A 12,248-nucleotide genomic window follows, 5' to 3' on the forward strand; every position below is an offset into this window, starting at 1 on the left:
CACCATGCCCCGCCGACCCGCCCGCCTCGCCGCCGCCTGCGCCGCCGCCCTGGCCCTGCTGACCCAGCACGCGTCGACCACGGCCCACGCGGAGCAGCCCGCACAGCCGCCCGTGCGCTGGCTCCCCTGCGACCAGGTGCTGAAGCCCGCACCGCCGCTGGACCCGGACATCGCCGACTGCGCGGTCCGGCAGGTCCCGCGCGATCACGCACGGCCGGACGGCGACACGGTCGGCGTGGTCATGCTCAGGCACCGGGCCACGGACCCCGCCCGCCGCCTCGGCACCCTCTTCGTCAACCCGGGCGGGCCCGGCCAGTCGGGGCTGCACTTCGCCTACCGGGCGGAGACGTTCCTCACCCCCGAGGTCCTCGCCCGCTACGACGTCATCGGCTTCGACCCGCGCGGCGTCGGACAGAGCGCGGCCGTACGGTGCTTCACCAGCCAGGAGGAGGCGGACGCCGCCCTCGCCGGCAAACGCGAGACGCCGCTGACCCCCGCCGAGACGGCCGCGACGCTGCGCGCCGAGCGCGCCTACACCGACTCCTGCGCCCGCACGGCCGGCCCCCTGCTCCCGCATCTGACCACCGCCGACGTCGCCCGCGACCTGGACCTGCTCCGCCGCGGTGTCGGCGCCGAACGCCTGAACTTCGCCGGGTACTCCTACGGTTCGCAGATCGGCGCCACCTACGCCAACCTGTTCCCGCGAAACACCGGCGCCCTCGTCCTCGACGGCAACATCGACCCCCTGCTGCGCATGACGGACGGCGTCGAGTACGACCGGCAGCGGGCCGTCGCGGCGGAAGAGGTGCTGACGGCGCTCCTGCGCGACTGCGCGCGGGAGGGCGACCGGTGCGCCTTCGGGGAGGGATCACCGGAGGCGGCGTTCCAGGAGCTCCGCGACCGGCTGCGGAAAGGCCCCGTCACGCTCCCCGACGGCAAGGTCGTCGACTTCGCCGGCCTCGGCGACCTGGTCCTCGGCAAGCTGTCGGCCGGCGACCTCCCCGGGCTGGCCCGATCCCTCCAGGCCCTCTCCGAGGCTCCGGCGTCCGGCGCGCAGGGCAAGGCTCCCGCCGCAACGACCGCCTACCGGGGCAACGACTCCGGGAACGCCGTCAACTGCGGTGAGAAGCCGTACCGTTTGCCGGCCGCCGCCTGGCCGCTGCTCGCCCGGCAGTGGGAGCGGACCAGCCCCACCTTCGGGCGCCCACAGGCGTTCGACGCCCTGCCGTGCGCCACCTGGCCCGTGCGGGCGAGCGACAACCCGGGCGTCCACACCGGCCCCTGGGACCGTCCGACCGGCCGGACCGCGCTGGTCGTCGGCAACCGCCACGACCCGGTCACCCCCCACTCCTTCGCCGTGAGCATGGCAGCCAGGCTCGCCGACGCCCGGCTGCTGACCGCCGACATGTACGGTCACACCGCCATGGGGCTCAACACCTGCGTCGACCGTCTGGCCACCCGGTATCTGATCGACGGCACCCTGCCCGCCACCGGCACCGTGTGCCCGGCCGACGCCCCGCCCTTCCGGTGAGCCGGATCAGCCGAGACACAGCGGAAGCCGCGCCGCCAGTTCGCCGAGTTCGGCCTGTTCCGCCTCGGTCGGGACCCGCCTCCCAGGCAGGAAGGCGATCGGGTCGAGGTGGTGCGGCATCCACTCCACGACGTACGTCAGGAGGTCGTCGCCCACGGTGAGAACCTCGTCGCGGGTGCTCACCCGCAGGGCCGGGTGGGCGAGCAGGGCCGCGCGGTCGGCGGCGGAGCCGACGCCGTCCAGGTGGAACGTGAGTAGATGCGGCTCCTCGTGAGCCGCGCTCATGACCCGCCTCGCCTGGTGCGGAACGAGGTGCGCCCGTTTCGCCGGACCATCGAGATGGTCGCCGCGATGCTGCCGCGATTCAGGTCGGGGCGCAGGCCGTTCCCGAGACGATGTATCTGGTCGGTGTGCCAGCTCATGTCCATTACCCCGTCCAGGGTCCTGAGGTCGGCGATTCTGCCCAGCAGGGTTCTCATGCCGTAGCGCACCTGGCGTGCCGTGAGTGCCTCGGTCTGCCCTTCGAGGATGAGCCGGGCCGCGTCCGGCGTGGTGATCGCCGGCCGGCCGATGCCGACCACGTCGCATTCGCCGGCCGCTACGGCACCCCGCATGGCGTCACGGGTGCGGAAGCCGCCGGTGACGGCGAGGGGGATGTCGCCCACCAGCGTGCGAACGGTACGGGCGTATTCGAGGAAGTACGCCTCGCGTGCCCTGGTACTGGGGGCCGCCGAGCCGCTCATCGCCATGGACTCGTACGTACCGCCGCTGACCTCGATGAGGTCGATGCCTTCGTCGGCGAGCGCGGTCAGCACGGCCTGGGACTCGTCCTCGGTGAATCCGCCGCGCTGGAAGTCCGCCGAGTTGAGCTTGATGCCCACCGCGAAGCCGGGCCCGACGCGGCCGCGGACGCGGCGGACGACCTCCAGGACGAAACGCATCCGCCGCTCCTGATCGCCGCCCCAGTCGTCCTCGCGCCGGTTCGCCAGCGGCGACAGGAACTGCGAGATGAGATACCCGTGAGCCCCGTGCACCTGTACGCCGTCGAAGCCGGCCGCCTCGCACACGGCCGCGGCCGTGGCGAAGCGCTCGATGATCTCCTCGATCTCCGCCGGTCGCAGTTCGCGTGGCGTCGTGGCACCGGGCAGTTGTGTCGGGATCGCGCTCGGAGCCACCGGCCTGTGTCCGAGTGCGAAAGGATTGGCCTGGCGTCCGGGGTGGTTGAGCTGTGCCCAGATCACACCGCCCGAGTTCCGGGCCGACTTGGCCCAGCGTGAGAGCGCGTCGAGATCACGTTCGTCCTCGATGACGATGTTGCCCGGTTCGCCGAGCTGTTCGCGATCGATCATGACGTTGCCGGTGATCATGAGGCCGTAGCCGCCTCGGCTCCATGTGGAGTACAGACGGCAGAGGCGCTCGTCGGGTGCGTTGTTCCTGTTTCCCAGTGCCTCGCTGAGCGCCGACTTCATCAAGCGGTTGGCCAGTACCTGGCCGTTCGGGAGAGTGAGGGGGCTGTCCAGCGTGTTCATACGGGCTCTCCCTGGGGCCCGGACGCCAGCGACCTCTCCCGCACCCGTTCCAGATGCGCGGCGAACACCTCCCGCGCCCCCGGCGTCAGCGTCCGCAGCGCCATCAGTGCCGTGATGACGACGTCGCACAACTCCGCCTGCACGTCGTCCCACGTGTGGGTCACGCCCTTGCGCGGGTTCTGGCCGGTCGCGCCGATGACCGCCTCGGAGACCTCGCCGACCTCCTCGGAGAGTTTGAGGATGCGCAGGAGCAGGCCCTCGCGGCCCTCGACCGGGCGGTGGTGGTCGAGCCACTCGGACAGGGTCTCGATCGTGGCCCACAGGTCGGGCTCGGGCGGCGTGTGATCACTCATGGGCGGCAGCCTGCCACGAGGGCCCGACAGCGCCCCAGGGCCCGCTACTCCAGGTACTCCTCCTCGAACAGCGGGTCCTGCTCGCCCTCCTTCGTCTTCCTCAGGCGCCTCGCCCGCGCGCCGATCACCAGCACCGTGCCCGCCGCCGTCGCCGCGAAGGCCGCCGGGATCATCCAGCCGCGGTTCACCGCGTGGCCGAGGACGTGGTCCAGGGAGAGGCGGCCCGGGCCGGTGACGGCCAGGCCCGCCGCCGTGAGGGCCAGCGTCGCCGCGTACTCGTAGCCGCCCTCCTGGTTGAAGAAACCGTTGGGGGTGTGGACCGCCGCCGCGCCCGCCATCGCGCCGGCCGCCGCAGCCCCGGCCGCCGGGGTCGCCAGGCCGAGCGCCAGCAGCGTGCCGCCGCCCGTCTCCGCCAGGCCCGACGCCGTCGCGCTCGCCTTGCCCGGGGCGTAGCCGATGGACTCCATGAACTGGCCCGTCCCCTCGATGCCGTGGCCACCGAACCAGCCGAACAGCTTCTGCGCGCCGTGGGCCGCCAGGACACCGCCCGTCCCCAGCCGCAGGAGCAGCAGTCCCAGATCACGTCGGTCGTAGCGCGTCACGTCGTCTCCCGGAGCGGGCAGCAGGAACAGGAAGGGCCTCGTGGGGAGGCGCGCTTCCACCGTGGCACCGACGGCTCCGGGCGACATCCGGCGGCGCCGCCGGGAGCGCCGTTCGGGTGGTACGGGTGGCGGGCGGCGGCGGGCGGGCCGACGCTGGCTCGTATGACGATCCAGACCACGCGGCTCAGCGACCCGGCCGTCCGGGCTTTCGTCGCCGCCGTGAACAACCACGACCGCGACGCCTTCATGGAGCTCCTCGCGCCGGGCGCCACGATGGCGGACGACGGCACGGACCGGGACCTCGCCGAGTGGGTCGACCGGGAGATCTTCTCCTCGCGCGGCCACATGGAGGTCGACAACGAGTCCGACGGCGGCCGTTCGCTCATCGCCCGCTACAGCAACGACACCTGGGGCGAGATGCGCACCCGCTGGAGCTTCACGGTGGACGACGACGGCCGCATCTCCCGCTTCGAGACCGGCCAGGCCTGATCCCTCCCCCCCTGCAAGGCCCGTGCCCCTCGGGCCTTGTGCGGCAGTCGTTCCACGCGTACCGGTGCGCACTCCGCGATCCCACGCGGGTCCACCCCCACCCGGTGCCGTGGAACGACTGCCGCCTCCCCCCTGGATGTGGCCGGTGGAAGACCCCTGCTCCAAGTGTGAAGCTTTGGTGTAGGAGAGTTGAGCATAAGCGCCCGACCGGCCGCAATAGTGCGGACGTTCATATTCCGTTTGTGCACGTTGACGCGTTGACCGTCCGCGGTGCGCTCAGCCTCGCCCGACGAACGGCATCGTCGTCGCCAGCACGGTCGCGAACTGCACGTTCGCCTCCAGCGGCAGCTCCGCCATGTGCCGCACCGTGCGCGCCACGTCCGCGACGTCCATCACCGGTTCCGGGGCTACTTCCCCGTTTGCCTGGAGCACTCCCGTCTGCATGCCGGCCGTCATGTCGGTCGCCGCGTTGCCGATGTCGATCTGCCCGACGGCGATCCCGTACGGCCGCCCGTCCAGCGACAGGGACTTCGTCAGGCCCGTCAGGGCGTGCTTGGTCGCGGTGTAGGCCACCGAGTGCGGCCGGGGCGTGTGTGCGGAGATCGAGCCGTTGTTGATGATCCGGCCGCCCTGCGGGTCCTGCTCCTTCATCTGCCGGTACGCCGCCTGCGCGCACAGGAACGCCCCGTTGAGGTTGGTGTCCACCACGTGCCGCCAGGCGTCGTAGGGCAGTTCCTCGACGGGCACGCCGCCGGGCCCGAACGTACCGGCGTTGTTGAACAGCAGGTCCACCCGGCCGAACCGCCCGGCCACGGCGTCGAACAGGGCGGCGACGTCCTCGGGGCGTGAGACGTCCGTCCGCACCGTGAGTGCCGCTCCCTCGGGCACCATCTCCGCCGTCTCCCGGAGCGTCTCCTCGCGCCGGCCCGCCAGCGCCACCGACCAGCCCGTGCGCAGCAGTTCCACCGCGACCGCCCGGCCGATGCCCGAGCCCGCGCCCGTCACCACCGCGACTGCGTTTTCCTTGGCGTTCATGGGCCCGCAGCGTACGGGAGGGTCCGCCGTCCGGAACTCATCCGCCCGCCATGTGAATGCTGTGTACGCGTCAACCGGGTGTCGTCCCCGGCCACTGCAATGCCCCCTGCAGCCATTCGCCAGGGGAGGACCGGATGACACCCGCAGCACACCCGTCCCAGCACGCCCCCGAACTCCGCGCCGCCGCCCGCCACATCGGCCGCCGCCGCTTCCTCACGACCACCGGCGCCGCCGCCGCGCTGGCCTTCGCGACCAACCTGCCCGCCCCCGGGGTCGCGGCCGCCGCCGAACTCGACGCCGCGCGGATCACCCAGAACCCCTTCACGCTGGGCGTCGCCTCCGGCGACCCGCAGCCCGGCTCCGTGATCCTGTGGACCCGCCTCGCGCCCGTCCCCTTCCAGGCCGACAGCGGTCTGCCCGCCACACGCGTCACCGTGCACTGGGAACTGGCCCACGACGAGCGCTTCCGCCGCATCGCCCGGCGCGGCACCGCCACCGCCCACCCCGAGTTCCACCACACCGTCCACGTCGAGGTGGACCACCTCGCCCCCGGCCGCGTCTACTACTACCGCTTCCGCGCGGGCCGTTGGACCAGCCCGGCCGGCCGCACCCGCACCGCCCCCGCGCCCGGCAGCCGCGTCCCGTCCCTCACCCTCGCCGCCGTCTCCTGCCAGGCCTACCACGACGGCTACTACACCCCGTACGCCCACCTCGCCGCCGACGACGTCGACCTCGTCCTCCACCTCGGCGACTACCTCTACGAGTACGCCGTCGACGCCGCCGGCGGGCAGCGCAAGTACACCGACCGCACCCTGCCCGGCCTGTTCAACCGCGAGACGCTGACGCTGGAGGACTACCGGCTGCGCTACGCCCTGTACAAGTCCGACCCGGACCTGAGCGCCGCACACGCCGCCCACCCGTTCGTCGTCACCTGGGACGACCACGAGACCGAGAACAACTACGCCGGCGACATCCCCGAGAACAGCGTCCCGCCGGAGGAGTTCCTGCTGCGCCGCGCCTCCGCCTACCGCGCCTACTGGGAGAACCAGCCGCTCCGGCGGCCGCAGCGCCCGGCCGGACCCGACATGCGGCTCTACCGCCGCCTGACGTGGGGCCGGCTCGCCCAGTTCGACGTCCTCGACACCCGCCAGTACCGCTCCGACCAGGCCTACGGCGACACCGCGCACGTCCCCGGCCCCGAGTCCGACGATCCGGCACGCACCATGACCGGCGCCACGCAGGAGCGGTGGCTGCTCGACGGCTGGCGCTCCTCGCGGGCGCTGTGGAACGTCGTACCGCAGCAAGTCCTCTTCGCCCGGCGGAACATGGACGCCACCACCCCCTCACGCGTGTCGATGGACGCCTGGGACGGATACAGCGCCTCCCGCCGCCGCGTGCTCGACGGGGCGAAGGCCGCCGGAGTGCAGAACCTGATGGTGCTCAGCGGCGACGTCCACTCCGCCTACGCCTTCGACATCAAGGACGACTTCGACGACCCGGCCTCCGCCACGCTCGGCACCGAGATCGTGGCGACGTCGATCTCCAGCGGTCGGGACGGCGCCGACAAGCCCGCCACCTGGGACACCTACATGTCCGCCAACCCCCATCTGAAGTTCTTCAACGGACGGCGCGGCTACGTCACCGTCGCCCTCGGACAGCGCTCCGCTCGGGCCGACTTCAAGACCGTGCCGTACGTGACCAGGCAGGGGGCGCCGGTCACGACGGCCGCGTCGTTCGTCACGGAGGTGGGGGAGCAGGGTCTCAAGCCGGCGTGAGGTCCGAGGACACGTCCTCCACCGGGATCTCACCGGGGTAGCGGACGCCGACGCGGTCGCGGATCGTGTCGAGCGTCCGCATCACCGCCAGCGTGCCGTCGAGCGGGACCAGGGGGGACTCGGTCTCGCCGGCGCGCACGGCCCGCATGACCTCCAGCGCCTCGTGGCGCATGGTGTTGCGCGGGCCGTCCGCCGGGTCGGCCGTGAACTCCTGCGCGTCCCGGCCGTCCCGGTGCAGGACGAACCGCTCCGGGAAGAAGAAGCCGTGCGGGATGTCGATGCGGCCCCGGGAGCCGGTGACGGAGGCGGAGTTGGGCGTACCGCCCACGATGGAGCAGTGCACGGAAGCGAGAGCGCCGCTGTCCCAGGAGAGGACCGCTGCCGTCTGGAGATCGACGCCCTCCTGGGAGAGCACCGCCCGCGCCGCGACGTCCGACGGCTCCCCGAGCAGCAACTGCGCGAACGACACCGGGTACACGCCCAGATCGAGCAACGCGCCCCCGCCCAGCTCCGGGCTGCGCAGCCGGTGCGAGGGCGGGAAGGGACCGGCCAGCCCGAAGTCGGCCTGCACACTGCGCACCTCGCCGATCGCCCCGTCGTCGACCAGCGTCTTCAGCCGGCGCACCAGCGGATTGCAGTACATCCACATCGCCTCCATCAGGAAGCGCCCCTGCTCCCGCGCCAGCGCGACGAGTTCCTCCGCCTCGCGCAGGTTCAGCGTGAACGGCTTCTCGCACAGCACGTGCCGCCCCGCCGCCAGACACAGACCGGCCGCTGCGCGGTGCGCGGTGTGCGGGGTCGCCACGTAGACGACATCGATGTCCTCGTCCTGCGCGAGCGTCTTCCAGTCGCCGTAGGCCCGGGATATCCCGAACCGCTCCGCGAACGCCTTCGCCGGCTCCGGCGACCGCGACGCCACCGCCACGACCTCCGCGTCCGGCAGATCGATCAGATCGGCGGTGAACGCCGCCGCTATCCCGCCGGTGGCCAGGATCCCCCACCGCACCGTGTCCGCCGTCATACCGCCCCGCCTCCACCTCGTGACCCCGAGCACTGCGTACGAGCTGAGAGCATAGGTGGCGATCGACGGAGAGAGGGAGGGACTCATGCCCGAGGGTGGGGCGTCCATATCGAAGACCGCGCAGGGGGCCGCAGCGGGGACGGAGCGGCCCGACCGCACACCGCACCGCCGCACCGGGCTCCTGGTCACCTTCCTCCTCGGCAGCCTGACCGCCGTACCGCCCCTGGCCATGGACATGTACCTCCCGTCCCTGCCGGAGGTCACCCGCTCCCTGCACGCACCCGCCGCGACCGTCCAGCTCACCCTCACCGCCTGCCTCGCCGGCATGGCCCTCGGACAGCTCGTCGTCGGGCCGATGAGCGACCGGTGGGGGCGCCGCCGGCCGCTGCTGGCCGGGCTCGCCGTCTTCGTCGTCGCCACCGTGCTGTGCGCGCTCGCCCCCAGTGTCGAGACCCTGGTCGCCTTCCGGCTCGCCCAGGGCCTCGCGGGCGCCGCCGCCATCGTCATCGCCCGCGCCGTCGTCCGCGACCTCTACGACGGCATGGCCATGGCCCGCTTCTTCTCCACCCTCATGCTCATCTCCGGGGTCGCACCCGTCATCGCCCCGCTGATCGGCGGTCAGATCCTGCGCGTCACGGACTGGCGGGGCGTGTTCGTCGTCCTCACCGTCATCGGCGTGCTGATCGGCGTCCTCGTCTGGACCCGGCTGCCGGAGACCCTGGAGCCCGCGCAGCGGCACAGCGGCGGCGTGGGCGAGGCCCTGGGCGCGATGCGCGGCCTGCTCGCCGACCGCGCCTTCACCGGCTACATGCTCACCGGCGGCTTCGCCTTCGCCGCCCTCTTCGCCTACATCTCCGCCTCCCCCTTCGTCGTCCAGGAGATCTACGGCGCCTCCCCGCAGATGTTCAGCCTGCTGTTCGGCGTCAACTCGGTCGGGCTGGTCGTCGTCGGCCAGATCAACGGCAAGGTCCTGGTCGGGCGGGTCAGCCTGGACCGGGTGCTGGGCATCGGCCTCACGATCGTCATCACCGCCGCCGGCGCGCTGCTGCTGATGTCCCTGGGCGTGTTCGGTGAGGTCGGCCTCGCGCCCGTCGCCGTCGCGCTGTTCGTGCTGATGTCCGCCATGGGCATCACCATGCCCAACACCCAGGCCCTCGCCCTGATGCGCACCAAGCACGCGGCCGGCTCCGCATCCGCCCTGCTCGGCACCACCTCGTTCCTGGTCGGCGCGATCGCCTCCCCGCTCGTCGGCGTCGCCGGCGAGGACACCGCGGTCCCGATGGCCGTCGTCCAACTGGCCGCCGCCCTGGTGGCGCTGGCCTGCTTCATGGGAATGTGCCGACCCTGGAAGGCGGACGGCGGGCGCGCGAGCGCGGCGGCCCCGGCGGCGGCCCCGGCGGAGGGAGCGGAGAGCTGAGCGCACCGAGACTGCGCGGCGGCACGCCGGAACGCGCCGGACTCGACCCCGCGGAGCTGCGTCACCTCGTCCGGGAGATCCACGTCCTCACCACGGGGCAGCGCCCCTGGGCGCCGGGCGCGGTCCTGGTCGTCGGACGCGGCGCCGTGATCGCCGTCGAGGAGGCGGCGGGCTGGGCCGTCCGCTACGCGGCCTACGACCAGGCCACCGACGCCGGTGTGGAACTGCCTCCCGGGGAGCGGGTCCCCATGACCGTCGGCACGCCCTTCGACCTGGCCTCGCTGACCAAGCTGTTCACCTCCGTGGCCGCCGTGCAGCAGATCGAGCGCGGCACGCTGGGCATCGATGCGAAGGTCGGGGCGTACCTGCCCGACTTCACCGGGGCGGCCCGGCACGGCATCACCGTCCGGCAGCTGCTCACCCACACCTCCGGGCTGCGCCCCGAACTCCCGCTGTACGACTGTGCCGACGACGGGCAGCGGCTCGCGATGCTCCAGGCCGAGGCGCCGGCCGGCGTGCCCGGCACCTACCGCTACTCCGACCTGAACATGCTGCTCCTCCAGCACGTCCTGGAACGCCTCACCGGCCGCACGCTGGACGTTCTCGTCCGCGACGGCATCACCCGCCCGCTGGGGATGACGGCGACGGGCTTCGGGCCGTGCCCGGGCGCGGCGGCGACGGAGGACCAGCGGCGTCCCTGGGCCAAGGCGGACCGGGGGATGCTCCGGGGCGAGGTGCACGACGAGAACGCCTGGGCGCTCGGGGGAGTCGCGGGCCACGCGGGCCTGTTCTCCACGGGCCGGGACCTGGCGGTGTTCTGCCGCACCCTGCTCGCCGGGGGCTCCCACGGCCCCGCCCGCATCCTCGGTCCCGACTTCGTCGACCTCCTCTTCACCCCGCCGGGGCTGGGCTTCTCGCTCGACCAGCCGTGGTTCATGGGCGACCTGGCGGGACGCGGGGCGGCGGGGCACACGGGCTTCACGGGCACGTCCCTCGTCCTGGACCGGGCGACGGACACGTTCCTGATCCTCCTCACGAACGCGGTCCACCCGCGCCGACGCCGCCCGGACAGCGCGCCCAGAGCGGCGGCGGGGACTCGGGTGGCCCGGGCGGTGCGGTGACCTGCCGATCGTCCCGGCCGAGCACCGCCCACGCCGAGAGCACCGCTCTCCCGGCCGTGCGCCGCTCACGTCGTGAGCGCTGCTGTCCCGGCCGTGCGCCGCTCACGTCGTGAGCGCTGCTGTCCCGGCCGTGCGCCGCCCACGCCGAGAGCACTGCTCTCCCGGCCGAGCACCGCCCACGCCGACAGCACCGCTCTCCCGCCCGAGCACCGCCCACGCCGACAGCACCGCTCTCCCGCCCGAGCACCGCCCACGCCGAGAGCACCGCTCTCCCGGCCGTGCGCCGCTCACGTCGTGAGCGCTGCTCTCACCCCCCGCCGCGCCTCGTAGAATCGCCGGGTGAACGCCCCCGCACTCCCGGCCGAGAACCTCCGCTCCGCCCTTGCCGGTCTGCTCGACGGTCTCCCGCCCCGGCAGGCCGCGCAGGCCGTCGAGCGGCTGATCGCCAACTACCGCGGGGCCACCCCGACCGACGCCCCCATCCTCCGCGACCGGGCCGACGTCGCCGCCTACGCCGCCTACCGCATGCCCGCGACCTTCGAAGCGGTGCGCTCCGCGCTGGAGGCGTTCGCGGAGGCCGTGCCCGACTGGGCGCCGGGCGGGCACACCGACGTCGGCGGCGGGACCGGGGCCGCCGCCTGGGCCGTGAGCGCGACCTGGGACGGGGAGCGGCCCGTCACGGTGCTCGACTGGGCCGAGCCCGCCCTCGCCCTCGGGCGGGAGGTCGCCGCGGCCAACCCCGCCCTGCGGGACGCCCACTGGCAGCGGGCCCGCATCGGAGCGGCGCTCACGCTCGAAGCCACCGATCTCGTCACCGTCTCCTACGTCCTCAACGAGCTGGCCCCCGCCGACCGCACCGCCCTCGTCGACGCCGCCGCGGCCGCCGCCCGGGCCGTCGTGATCGTCGAACCCGGCACCCCGGCCGGTTACGCCCGTGTCATCGAGGCCCGGGACCGTCTGATCACCGCCGGTTTCCGCATCGCCGCGCCCTGCCCGCACAGTGCCGCCTGCCCCATCGCCCCCGGCTCGGACTGGTGCCACTTCTCCGCCCGGGTCAGCCGTTCCTCCCTGCACCGCCAGGTCAAGGGCGGTTCCCTCGCGTACGAGGACGAGAAGTTCAGCTACGTCGCCGCGAGCCGCCTCCCCGCCGAACCCGCGCCCTCCCGTATCGTCCGGCGCCCCCAGATCCGCAAGGGCCAGGTCCTGCTCGACCTGTGCGAGAAGGAACCCTCCCTGCGCCGCGCCACCGTCACCAAGCGCCACGGCGACCTCTACAAGGCCGCCCGCGACGCCGACTGGGGCGACCCCTGGCCCGACGCCGGGCCCGCGTCCACCCCCGGCCCGTCCGTCTGACCGGGCGATCGTCCTCCAGGGG

Annotated in this window: 11 protein-coding genes and 1 pseudogene; 6 read left to right on the forward strand and 6 right to left on the reverse strand. The window is 73.2% G+C overall.

Annotated features, from left to right (window positions below):
- Positions 1-4: 4 nt before the first annotated feature.
- Positions 5-1,531, forward strand: coding sequence for an alpha/beta hydrolase (locus Q5694_RS05910; protein WP_333930967.1), 1,527 nt, complete (start codon positions 5-7; stop codon positions 1,529-1,531).
- Positions 1,532-1,537: 6 nt separating this feature from the next.
- On the opposite strand, the pseudogene Q5694_RS05915 reads toward Q5694_RS05910, so the two are convergent.
- The 4 genes and pseudogenes from Q5694_RS05915 to Q5694_RS05930 all read right to left on the reverse strand — a co-directional run.
- Positions 1,538-1,816, reverse strand: a pseudogene (locus tag Q5694_RS05915) (maleylpyruvate isomerase N-terminal domain-containing protein); the annotation flags it as partial.
- The gene (locus Q5694_RS05920; RefSeq protein ID WP_333930968.1) at positions 1,813-3,060 is read right to left on the reverse strand and encodes an NADH:flavin oxidoreductase/NADH oxidase family protein; all 1,248 of its coding nucleotides are present in this window, start codon (positions 3,058-3,060) and stop codon (positions 1,813-1,815) included. The gene Q5694_RS05920 and the pseudogene Q5694_RS05915, both read right to left, overlap by 4 nt.
- Positions 3,057-3,413 (reverse strand): MazG-like family protein, encoded by a 357-nt coding sequence (locus Q5694_RS05925; protein WP_333930969.1) that lies wholly within the window; start codon positions 3,411-3,413, stop codon positions 3,057-3,059. The genes Q5694_RS05920 and Q5694_RS05925 overlap by 4 nt, the downstream gene beginning before the upstream one ends.
- A 44-nt stretch (positions 3,414-3,457) precedes the next feature.
- The gene (locus tag Q5694_RS05930; RefSeq protein WP_333930970.1) at positions 3,458-4,015 is read right to left on the reverse strand and encodes a DoxX family membrane protein; all 558 of its coding nucleotides are present in this window, start codon (positions 4,013-4,015) and stop codon (positions 3,458-3,460) included.
- A 162-nt stretch (positions 4,016-4,177) separates the two neighbouring features.
- Here Q5694_RS05930 and Q5694_RS05935 point away from each other — a divergent pair, with 162 nt between their 5' ends.
- Positions 4,178-4,504 carry a nuclear transport factor 2 family protein gene (locus Q5694_RS05935; RefSeq protein WP_333930971.1) on the forward strand — a complete coding sequence of 109 codons (327 nt, stop codon included), beginning with the start codon at positions 4,178-4,180 and terminating at the stop codon, positions 4,502-4,504.
- Between the two features lie 276 nt (positions 4,505-4,780).
- Here Q5694_RS05935 and Q5694_RS05940 read toward each other — a convergent pair whose 3' ends face one another.
- Positions 4,781-5,539 (reverse strand): SDR family oxidoreductase, encoded by a 759-nt coding sequence (locus Q5694_RS05940; RefSeq protein WP_333930972.1) that lies wholly within the window; start codon positions 5,537-5,539, stop codon positions 4,781-4,783.
- Positions 5,540-5,673: 134 nt separating this feature from the next.
- Between Q5694_RS05940 and Q5694_RS05945 the strand changes: the two genes are divergently transcribed.
- Positions 5,674-7,314 (forward strand): alkaline phosphatase D family protein, encoded by a 1,641-nt coding sequence (locus Q5694_RS05945; protein ID WP_333930973.1) that lies wholly within the window; start codon positions 5,674-5,676, stop codon positions 7,312-7,314.
- Here the strand turns inward: Q5694_RS05945 and Q5694_RS05950 are convergent.
- Positions 7,301-8,335, reverse strand: coding sequence for a Gfo/Idh/MocA family protein (locus Q5694_RS05950; RefSeq protein ID WP_333930975.1), 1,035 nt, complete (start codon positions 8,333-8,335; stop codon positions 7,301-7,303). The genes Q5694_RS05945 and Q5694_RS05950 overlap by 14 nt on opposite strands.
- 85 nt (positions 8,336-8,420) lie before the next feature.
- Here Q5694_RS05950 and Q5694_RS05955 point away from each other — a divergent pair, with 85 nt between their 5' ends.
- From Q5694_RS05955 to Q5694_RS05965, 3 genes are all read left to right on the forward strand, one after another.
- On the forward strand, positions 8,421-9,752 hold the full coding sequence (locus Q5694_RS05955; RefSeq protein WP_333930976.1) for a multidrug effflux MFS transporter: 1,332 nt from the start codon (positions 8,421-8,423) through the stop codon (positions 9,750-9,752).
- Complete coding sequence (locus tag Q5694_RS05960; protein ID WP_333931301.1) at positions 9,680-10,873, forward strand: serine hydrolase domain-containing protein; 1,194 nt, start codon at positions 9,680-9,682, stop codon at positions 10,871-10,873. Before Q5694_RS05955 ends, Q5694_RS05960 begins: the two co-directional genes overlap by 73 nt.
- A gap of 339 nt (positions 10,874-11,212) precedes the next feature.
- A complete protein-coding gene (locus Q5694_RS05965) occupies positions 11,213-12,226 on the forward strand; it encodes a small ribosomal subunit Rsm22 family protein (protein ID WP_333930978.1) in 1,014 nt (337 codons plus the stop codon).
- Positions 12,227-12,248: the final 22 nt, after the last annotated feature.

It is taken from the genome of Streptomyces sp. AHA2 (assembly GCF_036857595.1).
Lineage (GTDB): Bacteria > Actinomycetota > Actinomycetes > Streptomycetales > Streptomycetaceae > Streptomyces.